The following is a 21,993-nucleotide window of genomic DNA, read 5'->3' on the forward strand; positions in this document are numbered from 1 at the left end:
GTCCCGCGCCGTGGCTCGTGGCCGGCCGGTTGGCGTGCGGCGGATGCGCCTAGACCTCCTTGCTGTCCGGTGCCGGCGGGCGGACCGGCTGGCGGCTGCCGCGCTTGGCTTCGTACATGGCCCGGTCCGCCGCCTGGAGCAGCGCGCGCGGGGTGCGCCCGGCCTGCGGGTAGAGCGCGATGCCGACGCTGACGCTGATCTTCAGTTCGGGATCGCCATCGGCACCATAGGGCGCGCCCACATGGTCGATGATCCGTTCCGCAACCGGCCGCACCTCATCCGCCGTGCGGGCGGATGCCAGGATGACGGCGAACTCGTCGCCGCCGAGCCGCGCCAGCGTGTCGTCCTCGCGCAGGCAGGCCCGCAGCCGCTCGGCCACGTTCTGCAACAGGCCGTCGCCGGTGTCGTGCCCGTGGGTGTCGTTGATGGCCTTGAACCCGTCGAGATCGAGATAGAGCACGGCGAACGGCTCGCCCTGCTCGACCGCGGCGGCGAGGCGCCGCTCGAAGCGCCGCCGGTTGGGCAGCGCGGTGAGCACGTCGTGCTCCGCGAGGTTGGCGATCCGCTCCTGCGCCCGCACCCGTTCGGCAATCTCGCTCTGCAGCTTCAGATTGGCCTCGGCCAGCTGCCGGGTGCGCTCCTGCACCCGGCGCTCCAGTTCCTCGTTGGCGCGCCGCAGCTCTTCCGTGGCGACCTTGCGCTCGGTGATATCGATGAACAGCGCCACCACCCCCACCTTGCGGGCGGGCTCGGCCTCGGTGCGATGCGACCACAGGGTCGAGGTGATCATGTTGAGCCAGGCGAGCTGGCCGTCGCGATAATAGGCGATGTCGCGGCTGTGGCTGGTGCCGGCGTCGTAGACCGCGTCGAGCAACGCCTGCGCGAAATCGTCATTGGCCGGATCGTCGAACAGCATGGTCGCGAACGGCTGCTCGCCGGCCCGCGCCGGCGACAGGCCGAGCATGCGCTCCGCCGCCGGATTGAACGCCCGCACGTGCCCCCGCCGGTCGAGGGCGAGCGCCCCGCCCTGCATGAACTCAAGGATGCGGGTGAAAAGGATGTCGGGTTCAACCATGTCATAACTCGGGCGGAGCGGCAGGATATTGGCAACGCCGGAAATGGCAACACGAGAGCTGCCGGGATCCGATTGGCCGCCATTCATCGCCCACGGCGCCGCTGACCGCGCGACGCTCATGCGCCCGCGCCAGTCTACCCCGTCTTCCTGCCCCAGGGTCAGGGCGTTTCCGGCGCGGGCTCCGGCGCTGCGGTCTCCTTCTCCTCGGTCTGGGACAGGGCGTCGTAGAGCCAGCGGCGCAGATCGCCGGCGAACATGGCGCCGGCCACGCGGGCGACCTCCCGGTGGGCATGGATGAAGCTGAGGGTGGGGATGGAGCTGATCCGGAAATAGGAAGCGAGCTCCCGCTCGGCGTCGGTGTCCACCTTGGCGAAGCGGATATGGGGCTCGAACTCGGCGGCCAGCGCCTCGAACACCGGAGCCATGGACTTGCACGGCCCGCACCAGTCGGCCCAGAAGTCGATCACCAGCGGCACGTCGCTCTGGCCGGTGTGGGCATCGAAGCGCGCGGCGGTCAGGGCCATGGGCCGGCCGGTGAAAAGCGGTCCCCCGCAGGCGGTGCAGCGGGCGGCCTTGGCATCCTCGCCGGCGGCAAGTGTGGTGAGGGCATCGCAGGTCGGACAGGCGATGGTGCGGCCGGGGCGGGGCGTGGGCTGTGTCATGGTTCCAGCTCGGCTTGTCTCGTGTGAGATCCATGCCGCGCGTAGCAAGAACGGGACCGCGCGACGCGATCGGATCCCCGCACGCCACCGTGAAGCGCGGATCGCCGCCCATCGCCCCGATCGCACGGCGCATCATTGCATCCGCGGCCGCAAGTGCTGCTATGGTCGCACAAAATACAAATGCGGCGGGGGAAGCTCATGGGAACCGTCAACGGCCTACGTCGGCATTCGCGCTGGCTTCTCCTCGCCTTCGGCGTCATCGGCGCCGCCGCCCAAGCCCAGGCCCAAGCCCAGGCCCAAACGCCGTCGCGAGCGCCGGCGCAGGGCCGCGCCGCCCCCGCCTTCCGCGAGCCGGTGACCCTCGCCAGCAAGGACGGTGTGCTCGAAGTGCGGCTCACCGCGCACCAGGGCGCCGCCCGGCTCGACACCTCGGCCGTCCCGGTGAAGAACGCGCTGCTGTTCGGCTACACGCTGGTGCAGGGCACGGCCTCCGATGGCTCGGCCTCGGCGCGCGATGTCTATCCCGCCCCCACCTTGCAGGTGGCGCCGGGCGAGACCCTGGTCATCCATCTGGAGAATGGTCTCAAGGACCTGACCGTCCGCGATTTCTACGATCCCAACTATGCCGCGCGGGGCGCTGCCGTGCCGCTCGATCCCGCGCCGCTGTCGGAATCGCCCATCAACCTGCATACCCACGGCCTGCATGTGAGCCCGAGGGGCAATTCGGACAATGTGCTGCTGCATATGCCGGCGGGCACCGCCAACACCTATGTCTACCGCATCCCGGCCGACCATCCGCAGGGGGCCTACTGGTACCACCCGCATTTGCACACCCTCACCGCCGCCCACGTCTATTTCGGCCTGGCGGGCCTGCTCACCATCGGGCGGGCGGACGGCAATTTGCCGGTGGTGACGCAGCAGGCCATCCCCATCCGCAACATGGCGCTGCAATATAATTTCGTGTTCGATCGGCAGGGGCCTGCGCCGCAGTTCAACAATGCCAACTGGCCACAATTCGTCAGCACGCTGGAGCCGCCCGCCCCCGGCGCGCTCGCCGCCGGCACCTATCGCCCGGTGCTGGCGCCGGTGAACTTCACGCAGGCCCGGCCCGGCACGCAGTTCGCCACCGTGTGGTACGCCGGGCCGCTCTCGATCAACAACATGCGCGGGCGCTTCCAGTTCATCCCGAACAGCCTGCAGAGCTTCACCGCCGCCGCCGGCAGCGCGGGCAACGTGCCCGCCGACCCGGCCCAGCCCGACCATCTGCGCGACGTGCAGTTCACCGTGAACGGGCAGTTCCAGCCGACGCTCCGCAGCAAGCCGGGGCAGACCGAGATCTGGGTGCTCTCCAACATCTCCGACATCGCCTACATGAATGTCCGCCTCACCGAGACGGCGACGGGCCGCCACCCGAAGATCGCCATCCTCGGGCAGGACGGCAATCCGAGCCCGGTGGTGCGTTATCCGACCGACGAGGACGGCACGCGCCTCCTCATTCCGCCGGCGTCGCGCTTCGCCATCGCCGTGACCATGCCGGAGACCGGCGACCTGGTGCTGGAGATGCCGCCGCTGGGCGGTGGCGCGCGGACCCAGAACGCGCCCGGCATCCTCTATACCGCCAACGGCACCGAAAACCCGCCCGCCGTGCTCGGCACCCTCAGCGTGGCGCCTTCGGCGGTGAGCTATTTCGACGGCTTCTTCTTCTTCCCCACCCAGGTGCTGGCGCGGGCGGTGCCGGACGGGGGCCAGCTCACCAAGAAGGACACCACGAAGGACACCACGAAGGGCACCACGACGGTGTTCCGGGAGGGCGAACAACTGGTGCCCGGCGCCCCGTTCGAGGATCTCTCCAGGCTGACGCCGGATCTGACCCGCCGCATCCTGATCAATGGCGGGTTCCTCAATGATCTCGCCAGCACCGACGATCCGAAGACCTTCATCTATGCCTTCGACAGCGGCGCCTTCCCCAATGTGCCGCTGATCCAGCCGCGCCTCGGCTCGGTGGAGGAATGGGCCTTCAGCAACATCAACAACGACGAGCATCCCATCCACGTCCATGTGAACGACTTCCAGCTCGTCGCCATGTCCGATCCCACCGTGGATCTGACCCTCGGCCCGCTGATGCAGGGCCTCGACAACGTCAACGTGCCGGCGCCGAACCTCGGCCCGGAGGAGAGCGTGATCCAGCCCGGCACCCTCTCCATCCGCACCCGCTTCCTGGATTATGCCGGCCTGTTCGTGATGCACTGCCACCGCCTCAACCATGAGGATAACGGCCTGATGGCGCTGGTGAACATCATTCCCGCCGTCTCCACCTACGCGGTCGCCATTCCCGGCGGGCCGGGGCGGGCGGCCAGCGTCCGCGTGTTCGACAACAACGGCGACCGCCTTCTCGCCACCGTCACGCCCTTTCCCGGCTTCGAGGGCACGGTGAATGTCGCCATGGGCGATGTGGATGGCGACGGCGTCTACGACCTGGTGGTGGGCGCCGGAGCCGGCCGCGCGCCGGAGGTCGCCGTGTTCTCCGGAGGGGCGGGCAAGGGCGGCGCGGGGCAGGGCGCGGCACCGTTCACCAGGGAACTGGCCCGGTTCCGGGCGTTCGATGCGGGCGCCACGGGCGGCGTCAGCGTCGCCGTGGCCCAGATCGACGGCACGACGGCCGACAATATCATCGCCGGTTCGGGGCCGGGTGTGCGCAGCGAAGTGAAGGTGTTCCGCTCCACCCTGCTGCCGCTGGGCTGGGCGCCGGCGCTGTTCTCCTCCTTCAGCCCCTACGGCGACGACCGCTCCGGCGTCACCCTCGGCACCGGCTTCGTGGATTTCGCCACCGGCCGGCAGAGCATCGTGACCGCGCCCGGTCCCGGCGCGCCGGCGCGAGTGAAGGTGTTCGCCTTCCCGCTCCTGTCGCCCATCGGCGCCGCGACGCCGGTGGCCCTGTCACCGCCCGCGCCCGCACCGGCGACGCCGATCCCGGCCGCCCTCGCGCCCTTTGGCGATATCTGCCGGGGCAATGTGGACCGGTTCGAGCCGGTGATCTCGGCCGAGTTCTCACCCTTCGGCGACGACTACAAGGGCGGGGTCTCGCTCGCCACCGGCTGGCTGGCCGGGGTGCTGGGCGGCGCCGAGCGTATCGTGGTGGGCCAGCTCGACGGCGGCACGGTGAAGGTGTTTTCCAGCGGCTCGGCGCTGGATGGCGGCCCGGCGATGTATCTCCACAGCGCCGCCGCCCATCCTGCCGTCGCGTTCGGCGAGATGGCATCGCTCCAGCCGTTCGGCGCCGGCGGGCGCGGCCTGAGCGTCGCCACCACCAGCACCACCGAGGGCGCGGACCTTCTCGTAAGTGCTCCGGCGGACGGGGGACGCCCGGCCAAGGTGCTGCGCTTCCACATGGTGCGGCCGGCCCCGTCCGCCAGGCAGCTGGAAGCCCGCCGGGTGGGTGAGACCGAGGTGGCGAGCACGGGCCGCATCACGCTGGGTGGGGATTGAGGCGTGCGGTTGGGAGGGCCTGATGGACGCGGGAAGCTCCGCGTCCGTCGGGTGGTTCCTCGGGCTTGAAGGGCCAATGCTGCCGCTGACCCTTTCCCGCGTGGAAGGGAGAGGGGAGAAGCAGCGCGACCCTTACGGGCGAGGGCGTGACAGTAGCGCGCGCCTTGCCTGAGAGGGGTGAGGGCAGCAATGGGGCGGTACGCCCCGTCACCCGCTCCCACGCGCTGCACGGTGCCCACGCGGCGCAGCGCGGCGGTGCGCCAGCCGATGGCTGCGCGGTCGCTGCCGAGCGTGTCCGAGGCGAAACGTGACGCGAGACGCGCAGGCGCGATCAGGCCGGGGCGCGGGCCGGCTTCACCGGTCCCACGTCCACCAGGATCTCGTCGCCCTCCACCCGCACCTCATAGGGGTGGAGCGCATTGCGCACGAGGTGGGTCACGCACTTGCCGCTGGTGGCGTCGAAGCCCCACACATGGATGGGGCAGGTGACGGTCTGCCCGTTGAAGGTAGCGTCGGTCAAGGGCATGTCGGCGTGGGGGCAGCGTCCGCGATAGGCCTTCAGCTCGCCGCCCGTGGGCCACACCAACAGCACGCTCTTGCGACCGACCTGGAAGAGGCCCATGGCCCCCTCACTCACGGCACTCGTGGGACAGACAGAGGTGAACGCCATGGGGATCGCCTTCGCAGAAACCAACGTCTGGCCAGCCACACGCAAGTTGCGGACCATCGCGGATTACGCCGTTTCATGCGCGTGATCGGTGCGAAATGTAGCGAAGCTGACAGGCCACCGCCGTCCTGCGGCGCAACCGGCTCAGGCATCCACGCAAGACCGGCCCGGACGCTGTCCAGCAAGCCACAGGCCAGGCTTGCGACCGGGATGCCTTTCGCCCCCCTGCGATGCTACGAAGGCGAAAGGCGCATGATCCGGAGGGCGAATGAGCATGGCGGGCAAGTCGGTGAGCTTGAGTTCCAGCGTGCTGTCGGCGGAGATCGCCCCCCTCGGCGCTGAGCTGGTGCGGCTGCGCGACGGCGCCGGCCGCGACCTGCTGTGGCATGGCGATGCGGCGTTCTGGGCGGGGCGTGCGCCGCTGCTGTTTCCCATCGTCGGCCGCCTGCCGGACGATGAGCTGCTCCACGACGGCCAGCGCTTCCCTATGAAGCAGCATGGCTTTGCCCGGCGCAGCACGTTCGATGTGGTGGAGGAGGAGCCCGGCCGTGCCGTATTCCGGCTGCTGCCGAGCGCCGAGACCCGCGCCCAATATCCCTTCGCCTTCGCGCTGGACGTGGCCTATGTGCTCGACGGCACCACCCTCACCATTACGGGAACGGTACGCAATCCGGGCTCGGACAGCCTGCCGGCGAGCTTCGGCTTCCATCCAGCCTTCCTGTGGCCGCTGCCCTATGGCGGCAGCCGGGCCGACCATCGCTTGCTGTTCGATGAGCCGGAGGTGGAGCCGGTGCACCGGCCGGTGGGGGGCCTGCTCTCGGCGGCCACCGAGCCTAATCCGGCTGCGAGCGGCATCATCGCGCCCGACGACGCCCTGTTCGAGCGTGACGCGGTGATCTTCCGCACCGTCCGATCGCACCGCATCCGCTTCGGCGTGCCCGGCGCGCCGGGCCTTGAGATTGGCTTTCCGGGCATGCCGCAGCTCGGCCTGTGGTCGAAGCCGGGCGCGCCTTTCGTGTGCATCGAGCCCTGGCACGGCTTCGCCACGCCGGAGGGGGATGGCCGGCCCTTCGCGGAGAAGCCCGGCCTCGCGCACATTGCGCCGGGCGGGGCGCAGTCGTTCGCCATGTCCATAAGCTGGCTGCCCGACATCGGCGGCTGAGGCGTTTTCGAGCGGCCTCGCTGGCCGCTCAGCCGCCCGGGACGGATGTGGTCTGCAGGAAGAAGCGCACCATTTCGCGGCTGGCGTCCGGTCCCCGCGGCTCGGTGTAGGATCCCGACGGGCTGCCGCCGGACCAGGCATGGCCGGCGCCGTGGAGCACCCAGTGCTCCAGCACGCTGCGCCCGGTGTCGTCGCTCTGCACCTCCCGCGTGTAGCCGATGCCTTCCGGCGTCTGGCCGGAGGTGATGGTCACCGCCAGTTTCTCCTCGGCCTTCGCCTGTGCCGCCAGTTGCGCGGCCACCTGCGCCACCACCTGCGCGCCGTTCAGGGGATGGACCGTTCTGTCGCCGTCGCCATGGAACACGATGGTGGGGACGATCTTTCCGTCGGTGCGATGCACCACCGTCCCGACGCTTGGATGGCCGCCCTGGCGCATGGCTGAAAAGGCGGAGGACATGTCGCGGGCGGCGCCGCAGGCCAGTCCGGAATGCACGCCGATGGCGCGATAGAGATCGGGATAGGTTGCCCCCATGATCGCCGCCGTGGCGCCTCCGGCGGACAGGCCGGCGGCGAACACCCGATCGGGATCGACCGGGAAATCGTCCATGATCTGGCGGGTGATGCCGGCGATCAGGGACGGTTCGCCCCGGTCTCGCCGCTGATCGCCCGCATTGAACCAGTTCCAGCATCCGGAGGCATTGGCGTCGTGGCTCTGGGCCGGGTAGGCGACGAAAAAGCCGTGCTCTTCCGCGAGCTCGTTCATCCGGGTGCCGGTGGCGAAATCATCGGGCGACTGGGTGCAGCCGTGCAGCATCACCAGGAGGGGCAGCGGCTGGCCGTCGAAGCGGCCGGGCACATAAAGCTTGTAGGTTCGGCGCCCGGCCTCGTTGGCAAAGGTGCGCTCCTCGAAGCTTTTGCCGGACGGCATATGGAGACGCGCTTTCTGGGGCGCGGGTTCCGCCACGCCACCGCGCGCGGTTGGGGCCGGGGTGTGGGTCGGGGCTTCATGCCCGCTCGTCGCGGTCCGGTTCAGCACCATATCGAGCAGCCCGTCCAGCCACGGGACGGCAGCCGAGCCGGTCTCGCTGCGATGCGCCGTGGCCGCCGGCGCGGCGGCGGACGGTGTCGTCCAGGCGCTTCCGGTTGCCGCCGAGGGCGGCACCAGGTCTACGAATGCCTTGCCATCCGCTTCAGGCGGCGTGTCTGCGTCGTGGGGCGTATCGACGTCCCCGCGCAGCACGGCCATGGCTTCTTCAAGCCGGCCCTGACGGGTGAGGCGGGTGGCTTCCAAAACGTCGATCTTGGATCGTCTGGCCATGTGGCGAGACTCCTGTCGGTTCAATTCGGCGAAGCGCGGGGGCGCGCAGGGGGAGGCCGGTGGCGTCCAGCACAGGTGGTTTCAAAAGTCAGAGGATACGATCGGCCAGGGCGGCCTTCACCGCCGGGCCGGCCTGCAAGGCGCCGAGCACCTGAAGCGAGGCGATGGTCGAGCGCGCCAGCTCCGCGGAGACGTCCTCGGCGATCACGGCCATTCCCAGGACCTGGATATGCAGCATCTCACCGGCCTTCTGCGCGGCCTCGAGATCGGCGCGGCTATAGCGCCGCAGGCCGAGGTCCATTTGATGTCGCGCCAGTGATTTCTTGAGGGCTTCGTCGTGGCGGTCGATCTGGTTGCGGATGGCGGTGCGGATGAAATCGGTCCGGTTGGAATAGAACCCCTCGCGCACCAGCAGGTCGACCTGGCCCAGGTCCACATAGCCGAGGTTGATGGTGATCTTCTCGCTCTCCGCCTGCCTTGGACGCAGCTCCTGCACCTTGTTGGTCATTTCACCATCCTCCCACCATCCACATGGATGGTAGATGATGATGACGGTGTCATGGCGCAAGGGCTGCGTGGTGCGATTTGTCGCGACCGAGGACGGCGGGTCCTGCCCGGCATGCCGGTGAAGAGCGGGCAGGGCAGGCGCAGGACCGAGCCCATGGGGCGGCTCTGCTGCCAAAGCGGCCCAGCCCCGCTCAGGAAAAATCGGGTGGGGGTCGAGGCCGGGGAGGGCGCCACCGTCTTCCAGGGCACCGGTCCGGCGTGGGCGTGCCTGTTCCGCGCGGAGGAGAACCAACCGAAAGGCACCACGTCCATCGGTGCGCGCGCGCCGAGGGGCCGGAGGGAATGCGACGCGGTGCCCAGCGCCGCATTCCCTTGGTCTTTCGGGTCGATGGAGCCAAGCAGTCCTAGGTGCGAACCACCGTCCGGCCTCGGACGCGGCCGGCAATGATGTCGTCGGCAAGCTTGGGGAGGTCGTCGAGGCCGACTTCCTGCGTCACCAGATCGAGGTCGCCGGGCTCGAGCAGTTCCGCAAGGCGTGCCCACGCGTGCGCGCGCCGCGGCGTCGGACAATTCACGGAATCGACCCCGAGGAGCGCCACGTTCCGCAGGATGAAGGGGAAGACCGTGGTCGGCAGGTCTGTCGATGCGGCGAGGCCGCAGGCGGCCACCGCGCCGCCATAGACGGTGGAGGCAAGCACGTTGGCAAGGATCGGCCCGCCGACCGTGTCGACCGCCCCGTGCCAGCGCTCGCCCTGCAGGGGCTTGCCGGCTGCCGCGTAGGTGTCGCGGTCGACGATGTCGGTGGCGCCGATGCTCTTGAGGAAGTCTTCCTCGCTGCGGCGGCCGGTAAGGGCGCTGACCTTGTAGCCGAGCCGCGAGAGCAGGCGCACCGCGACGCTGCCTACACCACCCGCCGCGCCCGTCACCAGCACGTTGCCGCCGGCGGCAATGCCGTAGCGTTCCAAGGCATCCACGCAGAGCATGGCGGTGAGGCCTGCGGTGCCGATCGCCATGGCCTGGCGGCTGGAGAGCCCCTCGGGCAGCTTCACCAGCCATTCGCCCTTCACGCGCGCCCGTTGCGCAAAGCCGCCGGACCAGTTTTCGCCCACGCCCCAGCCGGTGAGAACGACCTTGTCGCCGGGCTGGAAATCGGGAGAGTCGCTGGAGCGGACGGTGCCGGCAAAGTCGATGCCCGGCACCATGGGCAGGGCACGCAGGATGCGGCTGAGGCCCTTGAGGGCGAGCCCGTCCTTATAGTTGAACGAAGAATATTCCACATCAACCGTCACATCCGCCTCGGGCAGATCTGCTTCGGTGATGGTTTCGATGGCGATGGACTGGCCAGCCTCTGTCTTTCGCGCCATGAGGGCGCGAAACGTTTCGTTGCTCATGCGACGTTTCCCTGTGGTCTTGTCTGTGAAACAGCCGATGCAGTTGTCGGCGTAAGGGCTCAGCGGCGAGGGGCTTTGCGGGCCTCGTCGGCCTTCGCATATTGCGCGCGGATGTAGTGGACGAGCCCGCCGAGGGCCTCGACGGCGGCTTCGCCGTCCCGCTCCCTCAGGGCCGCCAGCATGCGCTCGTGGTGGCCGACGATCTCCTTCCGGTCGCGGACCCGGAAGATGATCATGTTGCTCACCGGCATCAGGGCTTCCACCACCGCGTTCATGAGGAAGCGCAGCAGCGCGTTGCCTGCGGCGTCCACCACCGCGCGATGGAACCGCACATCGGAGGCGCAGAAATCCTGGTCGGAGACGGCGGCGGTCTTCTGCAGGGCGATCTCCGCCTCCAGCGCCGCGAGATGCGCGTCGGTGCGGTTCTGCGCGGCGAGGCGGCAGCACACCGCCTCCATCTCCAGCCGGGCCGTGGCCATCTCCTCAAGCGTGATGCCGCCGCTCGCCACCATGAGCGTGACCGAGGTGCCGAGGCTGGCCGCCAGGTCCTCGGGCGACGGCCCGGTGACGAAGGTGCCGCCGGTCGGGCCGCGACGCGAACGGATGAGGTGGCGTGCCGCCAGCCGCTTCAGCGCCTCGCGCACAGTGGGGCGCGACACGCCGAACTGGGCGGCCAGCTCCTCTTCAGTCGGCAGGCGCTCATCCACCTTGAGGCGGCCGTCCACGATCGCCTGCTGAAGCTGGTCCGCGATCTGGCTGGCGGCGCTGGTGGTGACAATCTGGCCGTAGGTCGGTTCCATCTGGTTTGCCCGCACTCCCTGTCTCACCTTCTTGGTCTCAGATGTGGGCGGTCAAATCAACCTAAAAATTATTTGTTTGACAAATAGGGGATTGGGCGCTTTCAGTTTGACCGATCGCGGACGAAGACGCCGCGGCCAAACAATGCCAGGGAGAGAAAAATGCGCGCTGCCCTTGCCGCGGCGACCATGCTGTCATGCGTGGTCGCAGCCCATGCGGAGGATCTTCCCACCTTCCGTATCGGCGTGCTCAACGACCAGTCGAGCCTCTATTCGGACATTGCCGGGCCCGGTTCCGTCACAGCGGCGCAGATGGCGGTGGAGGATTTCAAGCCCGAGAAGCACGGCTTCAAGGTGGAGGTCGTCTCGGCCGATCACCAGAACAAGGCGGACGTGGGCTCATCCATTGCCCGGCGCTGGTTCGACCTCGACAAGGTGGACGCCATCGTCGACGTGCCCACCTCGTCGGTCGCGCTCGCCGTCGCCGACATCAGCCGCGACAAGAACAAGGTGTTCCTTGTCGCCAGCGCCGGCAGCTCCGACCTCACCGGCAAGGCCTGCACGCCCAACACGGTCCACTGGACCTACGACACCTGGGCGCTGGCCAACGGCACGGCCCGCGCCATGATCAAGCAGGGCGGCACGTCCTGGTACTTCCTCACCGCCGACTATGCCTTCGGCCACGCCCTGGAGCGCGACGCCGCCGAGGTGGTGAAGGCCAATGGCGGCCAGGTGATGGGTCGTGCGCTGGCGCCGTTCCAGACCTCGGACTTCTCCTCCTTCATCCTGCAGGCCCAGGGCAGCGGGGCAAAGGTGGTGGCGCTGGCCAATTCCGGTGGCGACACCATCAATTCGGTTAAGCAGGCGGCCGAGTTCGGCCTCAGCCAGAAGCAGAAGCTGGTGAGCCTGCTCATCTTCCTGTCGGACATCCACTCCCTCGGCCTCAAGACGGCGCAGGGCCTGATGCTGACAAACGCCTTCTACTGGAACCTCAACGACGGCACCCGCGCCTTCGGCAAGGCCTTTGGCGCCCGCAACGCTGGCCGCATGCCCACCATGAACCAGGCCGGCACCTATGCCTCCACCCTGCACTGGATGAAGGCCATCGCCGCCATGGACAAGGCCAAGGCGCACGATGGAGCCGCCGTGGTGGCGCAGATGAAGGCCATGCCCACGGACGACCCGCTGTTCGGCAAGGGCGAGATTCGCGCCGACGGCCGCACCATTCACGACATGTTCCTGTGGCAGGTGAAGACGCCGGAGGAGTCCAAGGTGCCCTACGACTATCTCAAGCTCATCGCCACCATCCCCGGCAACGAGGCGTTCCGACCCATGTCGCCGGAGACCTGCCCCATGCTGAAGAAGGCCGGCTGAGGTGAACGCGCCGGTGCAGCCCGTCATCCGGCTGAAGGGCAAGGCCTTCTCCCTGGCGATCCTGGTGATCGCCGAGGTCGCGGCCATGGCGACCTGGTTCGCCACGACCGCTTCCCTCGGCGCCATCCGGGCGCAATGGGACCTGTCGCCGTTCCAGGAGGCCCTGCTCACCAGTTCCGTGCAGGCGGGCTTCGTCGCCGGCACCCTTCTGAGCGCCCTGCTGTCGCTGGCCGACCGGGCGGACCTGAGAACCCTGTTCTCGGCGTCCGCCCTCGTCGCCGCATTGGCCAACGGCGCCATCCTGCTGTTCGAGCCCACTCACCCGGCGGTGGCGATCCTGCGCTTCGTCACAGGCATGTGCATGGCGGGTGTCTATCCGGTGGGAATGAAGCTTGCCGCCACCTGGGCGCGGGGCGACCTCGGCCTGCTCATCGGGATGCTGGTGGCGGCCCTGACGCTGGGCTCGGCGTCGCCGCACGCCATGGCCGCCATCGGCGGGCTCGACTGGCGGGCGCCCGTTGCGGGCGCGGCGACGAGCGCGCTCGTCGCCGCGGTCCTGATCCGCTTCGCGCAACTGGGGCCCAACCAGGCCAAGGCTCCGCCCCTGCGCCTGTCCAATGCCCTCGATGCCGTCCGCCGGCCGGCGCTGCGGCTCGCCAACCTCGGCTATTTCGGCCACATGTGGGAGCTCTACGCCATGTGGGCGTGGATCGGCGCCTTCTTCGCCGCGAGCTTCGCCCTGCGCTATGGCGATGCCCCGCCCTTCGACCCTCGCCTCGCCACCTTCGCGGTGGTGGCCATCGGCGCGCTGGGCGCGCTCGGCGGCGGATTCGCGGCGGACCGTCTGGGCCGGACCTTCGTGACGGCCCTGTCCATGGCCGTGAGCGGCCTGTGCGCGGCGGTCATCGGCCTGCTCTTCGGCGCCTCCCCCTGGCTGCTGCTGCCCGTCGCCCTGGTCTGGGGCGTGAGCGTGATCGCCGATTCCGCGCAATTCTCCGCCGCCGTCACCGAATTGTCCGACCGCAGCCTGGTGGGCACCATGCTCACGGTTCAGACCTGCGTCGGCTTCCTCATCACTCTGGCGAGCATCCATCTGCTGCCCTACGCGGTGGATCTGCTCGGCTGGCGCTACGCCTTCTGCCTGCTCGCCATCGGCCCCTTCCTCGGCGTCATCGCCATGCTCCGCCTGAGGCTGCGGCCCGAGGCTGCGGCCATGGCGGGCGGCCGCCGCTGACGTTTCCCGACGAGGCACCCATGACCTATTCCAAGATCCTCTACGAGACGCTCCATGGCGTCGCCCGCATCACCCTCAACCGGCCCGAGCGCACCAATGCCCTCGACCAGGACATGCTGGGCGAGATCAATGCCGCCATGGACGTGGCCGAGGCCGATGCGGGCGTGAAGGCGGTGATCGTGCGCGGAGCCGGCCACGCCTTCTCCTCCGGCTTCGACCTCAAGGCGCAGATGGAGGCGCGCCCGGCGGGCGTGGATGCCTGGCGCCCGCTGCTGCGCAAGGATTTCGACACGGTGATGCGGTTCTGGCATTGCCCCAAGCCCACCATCGCCGCGGTGCGCGGCCCGTGCCTCGCCGGTGCCTGTGAACTGGCCCTCGCCTGCGACATGACCATCGCCACCGAGGATGCCTTCTTCGGCGAGCCGGAACTGAAGTTCGGCGCCGGCATCGTGGTGATGCTGCTGCCCTGGATCGTCGGTCCCAAGATCGCCAAGGAGATCATCCTGCTGGGCGAGGACCGGGTGCCGGCCCGGCGCGCCGCCGAGATCGGCATGGTCAACCGCGTCGTCGATGGCGACGGGCTGGACGCCGAGGCCCTGCGCATCGCCCGGCACATCGGGGCCATCGATCCGGGTCTGGTGAAGGAGACCAAGCGCGCGCTCAACCGGGCACTGGAGACGCAGGGTATGCTGCAGGCGCTGGAAAGCGCGCTGGAGATCGATCTTGCCATCGAGGGGGCCGGCTCGCCCGACAAGATCGCCTTCTTCGAGGTCGCCCGGCGCGACGGGTTGAAGGCGGCCATCGCCTGGCGCGATGCCCGCTTCCCCGCCCGCGACGTCTGAGGGGACCACGATGCCCTCGCAGACCCGGCCCGGCGCGCTCTTCGACATCCTGTCAACGGCATCAGGCGAAGTCGAGGACGACAGCACCACCTCGGGCACGGCGGCCCTGGCATCGGCCGCCGCCGCCCTTGCCGCGCGCCTGGGGGCCGCCGGGATCCGGCCCGACGAGCCGGTGGTGGTGAGCGTCGCCAACCGCGCGGCGGACCTTGCCGCGCTGTTCGGTGTCTGGCAGGCGGGGGGCGTGGTGGTTCCCCTCCACGCCGCCGCCGCCGAGACGACGCGCGCGGTGATGCTGGACCAGGTCCGGCCCCGTTTCCTCCTGTCGGATGGCGAGCTGGTCACCCTGGCCGATGTTCCGCCGCCGGAGCGGCCGCTGCTGCGGGGCGCGGCGCTGGTGGTGTTCACATCCGGCTCCACCGGCAAGCCGAAGGGCGTCGTGCTCGGCCACGATCGCCTGGCGGCGAAGCTCGACGCGCTGCAGGAGCTCCTGCGGCTGACGCCGCTGGACACGGTTGTCCTGCCGCTGCAGCTCATTTTCATCTTCGGCCTGTGGGTGGCGCTGCTGTCGCTCCGGGCGGGAGCGCGGTTGGCGCTGGTGGGCAAGTTCTCGCCTGCCACGCTGCGCCGGCGGCTCCAGGGCGCGACGGTGCTGGCCACGGTACCCTCCATGCTGCGGACCATGTTCGGCGAGGGAGAGCTGGAGGCGCCGACGCTGCGCGCCATTCTCACCGGTGGCGAGGCGCTCGGCACGCACTTGTCCGGCCAGATCTCCCACCAGTTGCCCAGTGCCGGCGTCTTCGACCTCTATGGCCTGACCGAGACGGGGTCCTGCGACTTCTGCCTCCTGCCACGCGATGCCGCGCCCGGCCGCGGCTCCATCGGCGTGCCGACCCGGGGCGTCACCTACCGCCTCGCCATCGATGACGCTGCCCCCGTCACGGCACCGGCGGACGCACCACAGGGCGAGCTGCAGGTTCGCTCGCCATTCGGCATGCTGGGGTATCTGGACAATCCGGACCTGACCGAGGCCGCGTTCGCCGATGGCTATTTCCGCACCGGCGACGTGGCGCGCCAACGCCCTGACGGATTCGTTGAGATCGTCGGCCGCATCAAGGAGATCATCTCGCGCGGTGGCAACAAGATCGCTCCGGCCGAGATCGAGCTGATGCTGTCGGCGCACCCTGCCGTGGCCGAGGTGCTCTGTGCGGGCGTCCCGGACCCGCGGCTCGGCGAGGCCCTCCATGTCGCCGTGGTCCTCAAGCCGGGGCATGCCGCATCCGCCGACGAGCTTCGCGACTGGTGCAGGGAGCGGACCGAGCGCTTCAAGGTGCCTGACGCGATCCACATGGTCGATGGTCTTCCGACCGGCCCCACCGGGAAGGCCCTGCGCGCGGGCGTTCGGGAGCTGGCGCAGGCCCTGAAGCCGTAGTGGCGACGGGCTCGGCAGGGGACCGGCCTGGCGGACACGTGCCCTTTTCTCCGGCGACGTTGCACGAGCCGGGCGCTGGTCCAGGGGGCCGGTGCGATCACGTGGCGCGGCACCGAGGCTCCGGTGAGTTCAACTCAGGCTTGCCCTCTCCACACCTAACACGCAATCGTGAGGTGAGGAGATTCCATCGATGACGAACGAAGCGCTGAACGACCCTGCCGACGTCCCGGCCGAACTTGACCGCTGGAACTGGGGTGCGTTCTTCCTCAATTGGATCTGGGGTGTCGGCAATTCGACCTGGATCGCGCTGCTCGCCCTCATCCCCCTCGTCAATATCATCATGATGATCGTGCTCGGCCTGAGGGGCAGCCGCTGGGCGTGGCGCAATCGCGCCTGGCGTAGCGTCGACCAATTTCGCCGCACCCAGCGCGCCTGGGGGATCGCCGGCCTGATCGTCTGGATGGTTGTGCTCGGAGGCAGCGGGACGCTGGTCGCCAGCTTGCCGCGCATCCTCAAGAGCGCGGATGCATATGCGCTGACCATGAAAGCCGTCCAGTCGGATCAGGAGGTCACCAGGGCGCTTGGTCCGGACATCCAAGATAGCTTCTGGATTTTTGGCCAGGTCACCGTCAACAACGACGGCACCGGCTTCGCGAACTACAGCATTCCGATCCATGGTGAGAGGGGATCAGCGAATGTGATCTCCCAAGCGACCCGCGAAGGCAAGCGCTGGACGATCCGTCAGCTCATCGTCAATGTCGAAGGTCAGCACAAGCCCATCGTGATCATCCGCAATGGCCGACCGGGCGGCATCGGGGCCTGAAACCGAGCCCGTCGCGATAGCCGCCGCGCGGCGAAACGGGTTGAAGGCCCGTCGTCCGTCCATCTCGCCAGGCACATGCCCGGCGTCGGCGCCAGCGAGTTGCGCTCTGGCGCGCTGGGGGATGCGGTGGCGTCGGTTCGCGTTCTAAGCAAGCACCGTCCTTGCGCCGACTGGGAGCTTCGCGCGCATGTCGCCGTTCAATGCCAAATCGCACGGAAAAGTGGTGCCGGATGAGGGGATCGAACCCCCGACCTTCGGTTTACAAAACCGCTGCACTACCGCTGTGCTAATCCGGCGCCGTCGTTCTGATCTAGCAGCGCTGCTGCCGTGCGACAAGCGCCCCCAAACCAGTCCCCAAAAGGAACGGCCCCGCCTTGGGGGCGGGGCCGTCCTGCCGGGCCGGACGCGGCGCGGGGGAACCGCGCGCCGGCGTCAGTGCCAATGGTCGATGTTGCGGTCCTTGGTCTCGGGCACGAACAGGAGGCCGATGATAAAGGTCATCAGGGCGATCACGATCGGGTACCAGAGGCCGTAGTAGATATCGCCGGTGGCCGCCACCATGGCGAAGGCGGTGGCCGGCAGAAGGCCGCCGAACCAGCCGTTGCCGATGTGGTAGGGCAGCGACATGGAGGTGTAGCGGATGCGGGCCGGGAACAACTCCACCAGCGCTGCCGCGATGGGGCCGTACACCATGGTCACGAACAGCACCAGGATGAACAGCAGGCCGATCACCGCCGCCGTGCGCGCCTGGAAGATGTCGAACGGATGGGCCATCTTGATGATGTCCTTGTTCGTGGCGGCGGTGGGATAGCCCGCCGCCTGCAGCGCCGCGGCGGCAGACTTGTTGAAGTCCGGGCCGTAGGGCACCACCACGTCGTTCACCTTCAACTGCACCGGCGCGCCGGCGGGGCCGGGCTCGGTGGAGTATTTCACCGAGGACTTCGCCAGGAAGTCGCGGGCCATGTCGCACGGCGCGGTATAGACGCGGGTGCCCACCGGGTTGAACAGGCTGCCGCAATTGGCCGGGTCGGACACCACCGTCACCCGCACGTTCTGGATGGCCTTCTCCAGCGCCGGGTTGGCGTAGGAGGTGATCATGTTGAACAGCGGGAAGTAGCTCGCGGCGGCGATCAGGCAGCCGGCGAGGATGATGGGCTTGCGGCCGATCTTGTCCGACAGCCAGCCGAAGAACACGAAGAAGCCGGTGCCGAACACCAGCGACCAGGCGATCAGCAGGTTGGAGGTGTAGCCGTCCACCTTCAGGATCGATTGCAGGAAGAACAGGGCATAGAACTGGCCCGTGTACCAGACCACGCCCTGGCCCGCGACGAGGCCGAACAGGGCGATCAGGACGACTTTCAGGTTGCCCCAAGCGCCGAAGGCTTCCGAAAGCGGCGCCTTGGAGGTGGTGCCCTCCTCCTTCATCTTCTTGAAGGTGGGCGATTCGGAGAGCTGGAGCCGGATCCACACCGAGATGCCGAGCAGGGCGATGGACACCAGGAACGGAATGCGCCAGCCCCAGGCCGCGAACGCCGGCTCGCCCACCAGGGTGCGGGTGACCAGGATGATGATCAGCGACAGGAACAGTCCCAGCGTCGCGGTGGTCTGGATCCACGAGGTGTAGAAGCCGCGCCGCCCGTGGGGGGCATGCTCCGCCACATAGGTCGCCGCGCCGCCGTACTCGCCGCCCAGCGCCAGGCCCTGGAGCAGGCGCAGGCCGATGAGGACGATCGGGGCGAGGATGCCGATCTGGGTGGAGGAGGGCAGGATGCCGACGATGAAGGTCGACAGGCCCATGATGAGGATGGTGACGAGGAAGGTATATTTGCGGCCGACGAGATCGCCGATGCGCCCGAACACGATGGCGCCGAACGGCCGCACCAGGAAGCCGGCAGCAAAGGCCAGCAACGCGAAGATGTCGCGCGTCGCCTGGTCGAACATGGGCTTGCCGTCGGCGCCCGCCACATTGAAGAACTGGGCGCCGATGATGGCCGCCAGCGAGCCGTACAGATAGAAATCGTACCACTCGAATACGGTACCGAGGGAGGAAGCGAAGATGACCTTCTTCTCCTCCCGGCTCATGGGACGCGGCTTGGCGGCCGCCCCTGCAGTCGTCACGCTCATGGAAAAGTCCCTCCCGTCGCATCAGGGCTCCGCCCGGGGGCGGATGTCGAACTGAACACGATCTGTCGGAAGGCGGGCCGTGCCGGCACAACGCAAAACATCCGCGCGCACGGGATGCGGCGGGGTTGGCCCACGGGGCATTCACCTGCTCGATGAAGCAATCGCGACCTCTGGACTCCAGAAGCCGCGTTTCAGCCGCAAGGTGCCACGGGGTCCTTTGGCGTTTCTCCGTCGGCCCGCCGCTTCCGCCTCTGACGTGCGGATGTGTTCCGGCAGGCTTACTTGAACCAAGAAGTAGCAAAGGCCGGTCAGCTTGCGGTGCAGGTTGTCCGGTGCATACTCACGGCGCACAATGCGCCATGTCGATACCATGACGAAGGTGTCGCGCAGTTACGATTGGTCAATGGTCTTAGGTGCGGTGGCGAAGTCTTTTTGCGGCAATGCAAAAACAACTTCCCTGCTTCCCCGCACCTGCTTCCCCGCACCTGCAGGCGGGGCGCTCAGGCGCGCTTCATCACCCGCCGCGCCATGCCCAGCGAGAGGGCGGCGGCGTTGGACACGTTGAGGCTCTTGATGGCCCCCGGCAGGTCGATGCGCGCGAGGACGTCGCAGGTCTCGCGGGTGAGCTGGCGCAGGCCCTTGCCCTCGGCGCCCAGCACCAAAGCCAGTGGCGCTCGCATGGGCGTGTCTTCCAGGTCGGCGGGGCCCTCGCTGTCGAGGCCGACCACCAGCATGCCGTTCTCTTTCAGCTCGGTGAGCGCGCGCGCCAGGTTGGTCACGAGGCAGAAGGGCACATGCTCCAGCCCGCCCGACGCGCTCTTGGCGAGGACGCCGGTGGCGGCCGGGCTGTGGCGGGCGGTGGTGACGATGGCGCTGACCGCGAACGCCGCCGCCGAGCGGACGATGGCACCCACGTTATGCGGGTCGGTGATCTGGTCCAGCACCAGCACCAGATCGGTCTTGGCGATGTCCTTGAGGCGCGGGGAGGGCAGGTGGTCCACCTCGGCGAGCAGGCCCTGGTGCACCGCGTCGGCGCCGAGCAGCTTGTCGATGTCGCCCGGCCGCACGATTTCGGGCGCGATGGGCGGGGTCAGGCCTTCTTCCGCGAGGCGGTGGATTGCATTCTCGGTGGCGCGCAGGCGCCGGAAGCGGCGCTTCGGATTGCCGATGGCCTCCGCCACCGTGTGCCAGCCATAGAGCAGGGCCACGTCGTCCGCCCCCGCCCACGACGGCGGCTTGCCCCCGGCCTTGCCGCCACCGCCGCTGCCACCCTTGGCCCAGCGTGGGGCACCGGGCGCGCCGGGGCGGCTCGTGAAGGGCGGTCGGGAGCCGGGGCGGCGGGGTTCGCGGGGCGGACGGTCGGACATGAGGAGGCTTTGTCAGACCCCGCCGTCCGGCGCAAGGGGCGTCACGCGGGGATCCGGCGCCGGGATGCGGGCTGCGCGGTGCGGCGGGCTCCGGTCGGCAGCGATCGGGCCGGCTGTGGCGGAGCACCGCCGGCGCGCCGTCCACAGGCCGTGTGCACCGGCATCATTTCCGGTTGACTTCAGCGCACAGCTTTCACATAACCCCGATCCTCGGACGGTGATTTGAGCGTGCTCGTCGCCGGCTTCGCGTTGCTGGGAAATCCTCGGATCACCAGCTTGGCAAGAGCTTCCCGGCCTCGAGCTGGGAAGAACCGGTGCGACGGGCGTCGATGGAGGGGTGCCCGAGTGGTTAAAGGGGACGGACTGTAAATCCGTTGGCTCTGCCTACGTTGGTTCAAATCCAACCCCCTCCACCACCCGTCGTGCGGGCCGAGACGAGAGCGGCGAAAGCCTGGTCTCACGCCTTTGGCCGTAGCGGATTTCACAATTCCGAGCCACGAAAGCGGCACGGCCGCCTTGGCCCTGCGCCCGGCTTCTGGGAGCCCGTCTGCAAGTTCAGAAGGGCGCATCAGCAATCGCCCCGTCATGCACGGGACAAGCCCGGGCATCTATGCAGAACCGCTTGGAGACGTGCGAAAGCCTTTCCCAGCCTCCCCGCGTCGATGCCGGGCCGAAGCAGGGGGCGGTTGCAACTGTCCCTCCGCCCGAAGGCGCGGCCATCGCCATCGGGACTTGTCCCCAGCCTGATCGCCCCCGTCTTCCGCCCGCCGGAGGGCTGTGTTAAGGCTCGCGGCGCGCGGGTGTAGCTCAATGGTAGAGCAGCAGCCTTCCAAGCTGAATACGAGGGTTCGATTCCCTTCACCCGCTCCACTCCACTTCCGGCATATGTCCTTGCGGCAAGTTTCCACTTCCGCTTGTGCTCTCTTTGAGGCAGCTTCCCGCCCGCCTACCTCCGGGGGAAGTCCGTGCGCCTGCAATTCCTGATCTGGCCGATCCTGCTCGTCATCCTCGCCGCGTGCGCGTCGCTGCCCGCGCCCTCCATTTCGCTGGCCGACCTCGGCCAGTTCCGCCTTGCCGGCGTCGAGGTGAAAGGCGCGCAGGCGTTCGGCTCATGGCCGGCGGAGGAGGAAGCCTATCTGGCCGCCCACGCTCTCGACCAGGACACGATCAACCGGATCAAGACACGCCCCATCCGCGAGGAGCCGGCCATGGCCAGCTTCGCGCTCGCGCGTGCGTCGAGCCTGTTCCAGCAGGAGATGCCGTCCGCGACGGCATCCATTCTCACCGGGCAGAAGCCGGTGAAAATCGTGGTGGACCTCCGACGCTTCGACGTGCCCTCGGTGGCGCGGCGCATCTTCACCGACCAGGTCGCAACCCTGTCCGGGCGGGTGCTGCTAGTGGACCAGCACGGCGTGACGCTGCTTGATTCTCCGGACCTTAATGTCGCCATTCCCTTGCTGGGCGGGCTGTCGAGCCCGGTCGCCTCGGCGATGGAGGCGTCGTCCGGCAACGATCCGGGGGCCGGCCTCGTGCGCAAGTTCGCCGAGGCCTATCGCGGGTGGCTCTTGCAGAAGTAGGAGAAACCCCCTATCCCACGGCGGCTTTTTTCGCGGCCCGTGCGGGGCGCTTGACCGACTGAGAGAGAACGATGGCCAAAGAGAAGTTCAACCGCTCGAAGCCGCACTGCAACATCGGCACGATCGGTCACGTGGATCATGGCAAGACGTCGCTGACG

The 21,993-nt window shown here is 68.5% G+C and carries 18 protein-coding genes and 3 tRNA genes; 11 read left to right on the plus strand and 10 right to left on the minus strand.

Annotation, left to right across the window (positions count from 1 at the left end; all coding sequences use genetic code 11):
* Positions 1–49: 49 nt before the first annotated feature.
* Both V5F66_RS09640 and trxC read right to left on the minus strand, forming a co-directional pair.
* Positions 50–1,075, minus strand: coding sequence for a diguanylate cyclase domain-containing protein (locus tag V5F66_RS09640; RefSeq protein WP_049775972.1), 1,026 nt, complete (start codon positions 1,073–1,075; stop codon positions 50–52).
* Positions 1,076–1,233: 158 nt separating this feature from the next.
* Complete coding sequence (gene trxC / locus V5F66_RS09645; protein ID WP_049775973.1) at positions 1,234–1,737, minus strand: thioredoxin TrxC; 504 nt, start codon at positions 1,735–1,737, stop codon at positions 1,234–1,236.
* A 198-nt stretch (positions 1,738–1,935) separates the two neighbouring features.
* Here trxC and V5F66_RS09650 point away from each other — a divergent pair, with 198 nt between their 5' ends.
* Positions 1,936–5,223, plus strand: coding sequence for a multicopper oxidase domain-containing protein (locus V5F66_RS09650; RefSeq protein WP_394093740.1), 3,288 nt, complete (start codon positions 1,936–1,938; stop codon positions 5,221–5,223).
* A 331-nt stretch (positions 5,224–5,554) separates the two neighbouring features.
* On the opposite strand, the gene V5F66_RS09655 is transcribed toward V5F66_RS09650, so the two are convergent.
* Complete coding sequence (locus V5F66_RS09655; RefSeq protein WP_041575739.1) at positions 5,555–5,893, minus strand: Rieske (2Fe-2S) protein; 339 nt, start codon at positions 5,891–5,893, stop codon at positions 5,555–5,557.
* 271 nt (positions 5,894–6,164) lie between these two features.
* Between V5F66_RS09655 and V5F66_RS09660 the strand changes: the two genes are divergently transcribed.
* Positions 6,165–7,052 carry an aldose 1-epimerase family protein gene (locus tag V5F66_RS09660; RefSeq protein WP_394093741.1) on the plus strand — a complete coding sequence of 296 codons (888 nt, stop codon included), beginning with the start codon at positions 6,165–6,167 and terminating at the stop codon, positions 7,050–7,052.
* A gap of 28 nt (positions 7,053–7,080) precedes the next feature.
* Here the strand turns inward: V5F66_RS09660 and V5F66_RS09665 are convergent, their stop codons facing one another.
* The 4 genes from V5F66_RS09665 to V5F66_RS09680 form a co-directional block, all read right to left on the minus strand.
* Positions 7,081–8,370 carry an extracellular catalytic domain type 1 short-chain-length polyhydroxyalkanoate depolymerase gene (locus tag V5F66_RS09665; protein ID WP_394093742.1) on the minus strand — a complete coding sequence of 430 codons (1,290 nt, stop codon included), beginning with the start codon at positions 8,368–8,370 and terminating at the stop codon, positions 7,081–7,083.
* An 88-nt stretch (positions 8,371–8,458) separates the two neighbouring features.
* Positions 8,459–8,878, minus strand: coding sequence for a CopG family transcriptional regulator (locus V5F66_RS09670; RefSeq protein WP_393999255.1), 420 nt, complete (start codon positions 8,876–8,878; stop codon positions 8,459–8,461).
* 403 nt (positions 8,879–9,281) lie between these two features.
* Positions 9,282–10,268, minus strand: coding sequence for an acrylyl-CoA reductase (NADPH) (acuI, locus tag V5F66_RS09675; protein WP_394093743.1), 987 nt, complete (start codon positions 10,266–10,268; stop codon positions 9,282–9,284).
* Positions 10,269–10,327: 59 nt separating this feature from the next.
* Complete coding sequence (locus tag V5F66_RS09680; protein WP_393998886.1) at positions 10,328–11,068, minus strand: FadR/GntR family transcriptional regulator; 741 nt, start codon at positions 11,066–11,068, stop codon at positions 10,328–10,330.
* Positions 11,069–11,227: 159 nt separating this feature from the next.
* On the opposite strand from V5F66_RS09680, the gene V5F66_RS09685 reads away from it, so the two are divergent.
* The 5 genes from V5F66_RS09685 (at position 11,228) to V5F66_RS09705 (ending at position 16,767) form a co-directional block, all read left to right on the plus strand.
* The gene (locus V5F66_RS09685; protein WP_012115324.1) at positions 11,228–12,439 is read left to right on the plus strand and encodes an ABC transporter substrate-binding protein; all 1,212 of its coding nucleotides are present in this window, start codon (positions 11,228–11,230) and stop codon (positions 12,437–12,439) included.
* Between the two features lies 1 nt (position 12,440).
* Positions 12,441–13,673, plus strand: a complete 1,233-nt coding sequence (locus tag V5F66_RS09690) for an MFS transporter (protein WP_394093744.1) — start codon at positions 12,441–12,443, stop codon at positions 13,671–13,673.
* A gap of 20 nt (positions 13,674–13,693) precedes the next feature.
* Positions 13,694–14,515: an enoyl-CoA hydratase/isomerase family protein gene (locus V5F66_RS09695; RefSeq protein WP_394093745.1), complete on the plus strand. Its 822-nt coding sequence runs from the start codon at positions 13,694–13,696 to the stop codon at positions 14,513–14,515.
* Between the two features lie 10 nt (positions 14,516–14,525).
* Complete coding sequence (locus V5F66_RS09700; protein ID WP_394093746.1) at positions 14,526–15,944, plus strand: class I adenylate-forming enzyme family protein; 1,419 nt, start codon at positions 14,526–14,528, stop codon at positions 15,942–15,944.
* Between the two features lie 190 nt (positions 15,945–16,134).
* Positions 16,135–16,767 (plus strand): cytochrome c oxidase assembly factor Coa1 family protein, encoded by a 633-nt coding sequence (locus V5F66_RS09705; RefSeq protein WP_394093747.1) that lies wholly within the window; start codon positions 16,135–16,137, stop codon positions 16,765–16,767.
* Between the two features lie 221 nt (positions 16,768–16,988).
* On the opposite strand, the gene V5F66_RS09710 is transcribed toward V5F66_RS09705, so the two are convergent.
* The 3 genes from V5F66_RS09710 to rlmB all read right to left on the minus strand — a co-directional run bounded on the left by V5F66_RS09710 (position 16,989) and on the right by rlmB (position 20,258).
* Positions 16,989–17,063: transfer RNA gene (locus V5F66_RS09710), tRNA-Thr, on the minus strand.
* Positions 17,064–17,199: 136 nt separating this feature from the next.
* Positions 17,200–18,891, minus strand: a complete 1,692-nt coding sequence (locus tag V5F66_RS09715; protein ID WP_012115329.1) for an MFS transporter — start codon at positions 18,889–18,891, stop codon at positions 17,200–17,202.
* 500 nt (positions 18,892–19,391) lie between these two features.
* Positions 19,392–20,258 carry a 23S rRNA (guanosine(2251)-2'-O)-methyltransferase RlmB gene (gene rlmB, locus V5F66_RS09720; protein WP_012115330.1) on the minus strand — a complete coding sequence of 289 codons (867 nt, stop codon included), beginning with the start codon at positions 20,256–20,258 and terminating at the stop codon, positions 19,392–19,394.
* A gap of 331 nt (positions 20,259–20,589) precedes the next feature.
* Between rlmB and V5F66_RS09725 the strand changes: the two genes are divergently transcribed.
* The 4 genes from V5F66_RS09725 to V5F66_RS09740 form a co-directional block, all read left to right on the plus strand.
* Positions 20,590–20,674, plus strand: a tRNA-Tyr gene (locus V5F66_RS09725).
* Between the two features lie 380 nt (positions 20,675–21,054).
* Positions 21,055–21,128 (plus strand) — tRNA-Gly (locus tag V5F66_RS09730).
* A gap of 95 nt (positions 21,129–21,223) precedes the next feature.
* A complete protein-coding gene (locus V5F66_RS09735) occupies positions 21,224–21,835 on the plus strand; it encodes a hypothetical protein (protein WP_394053925.1) in 612 nt (203 codons plus the stop codon).
* Positions 21,836–21,906: 71 nt separating this feature from the next.
* A partial coding sequence (locus V5F66_RS09740) for a GTP-binding protein (protein WP_394093758.1) occupies positions 21,907–21,993 on the plus strand: 87 nt, incomplete at its 3' end.

It is taken from the genome of Xanthobacter versatilis, assembly GCF_043193975.1.
Taxonomy (GTDB): Bacteria; Pseudomonadota; Alphaproteobacteria; order Rhizobiales; family Xanthobacteraceae; genus Xanthobacter; species Xanthobacter autotrophicus_E.

Bases quoted from the DNA above. Each gene is read 5' to 3' on its own strand.
- V5F66_RS09640 (WP_049775972.1), bottom strand. From the start codon at position 1,075: ATGGTTGAACCCGACATCCTTTTCACCCGCATCCTTGAGTTCATGCAG.
- trxC (WP_049775973.1), bottom strand. From the start codon at position 1,737: ATGACACAGCCCACGCCCCGCCCCGGCCGCACCATCGCCTGTCCGACC.
- V5F66_RS09650 (WP_394093740.1), top strand. From the start codon at position 1,936: ATGGGAACCGTCAACGGCCTACGTCGGCATTCGCGCTGGCTTCTCCTC.
- V5F66_RS09655 (WP_041575739.1), bottom strand. From the start codon at position 5,893: ATGGCGTTCACCTCTGTCTGTCCCACGAGTGCCGTGAGTGAGGGGGCC.
- V5F66_RS09660 (WP_394093741.1), top strand. From the start codon at position 6,165: ATGGCGGGCAAGTCGGTGAGCTTGAGTTCCAGCGTGCTGTCGGCGGAG.
- V5F66_RS09665 (WP_394093742.1), bottom strand. From the start codon at position 8,370: ATGGCCAGACGATCCAAGATCGACGTTTTGGAAGCCACCCGCCTCACC.
- V5F66_RS09670 (WP_393999255.1), bottom strand. From the start codon at position 8,878: ATGACCAACAAGGTGCAGGAGCTGCGTCCAAGGCAGGCGGAGAGCGAG.
- acuI (WP_394093743.1), bottom strand. From the start codon at position 10,268: ATGAGCAACGAAACGTTTCGCGCCCTCATGGCGCGAAAGACAGAGGCT.
- V5F66_RS09680 (WP_393998886.1), bottom strand. From the start codon at position 11,068: ATGGAACCGACCTACGGCCAGATTGTCACCACCAGCGCCGCCAGCCAG.
- V5F66_RS09685 (WP_012115324.1), top strand. From the start codon at position 11,228: ATGCGCGCTGCCCTTGCCGCGGCGACCATGCTGTCATGCGTGGTCGCA.
- V5F66_RS09695 (WP_394093745.1), top strand. From the start codon at position 13,694: ATGACCTATTCCAAGATCCTCTACGAGACGCTCCATGGCGTCGCCCGC.
- V5F66_RS09700 (WP_394093746.1), top strand. From the start codon at position 14,526: ATGCCCTCGCAGACCCGGCCCGGCGCGCTCTTCGACATCCTGTCAACG.
- V5F66_RS09705 (WP_394093747.1), top strand. From the start codon at position 16,135: ATGACGAACGAAGCGCTGAACGACCCTGCCGACGTCCCGGCCGAACTT.
- V5F66_RS09715 (WP_012115329.1), bottom strand. From the start codon at position 18,891: ATGAGCGTGACGACTGCAGGGGCGGCCGCCAAGCCGCGTCCCATGAGC.
- rlmB (WP_012115330.1), bottom strand. From the start codon at position 20,258: ATGTCCGACCGTCCGCCCCGCGAACCCCGCCGCCCCGGCTCCCGACCG.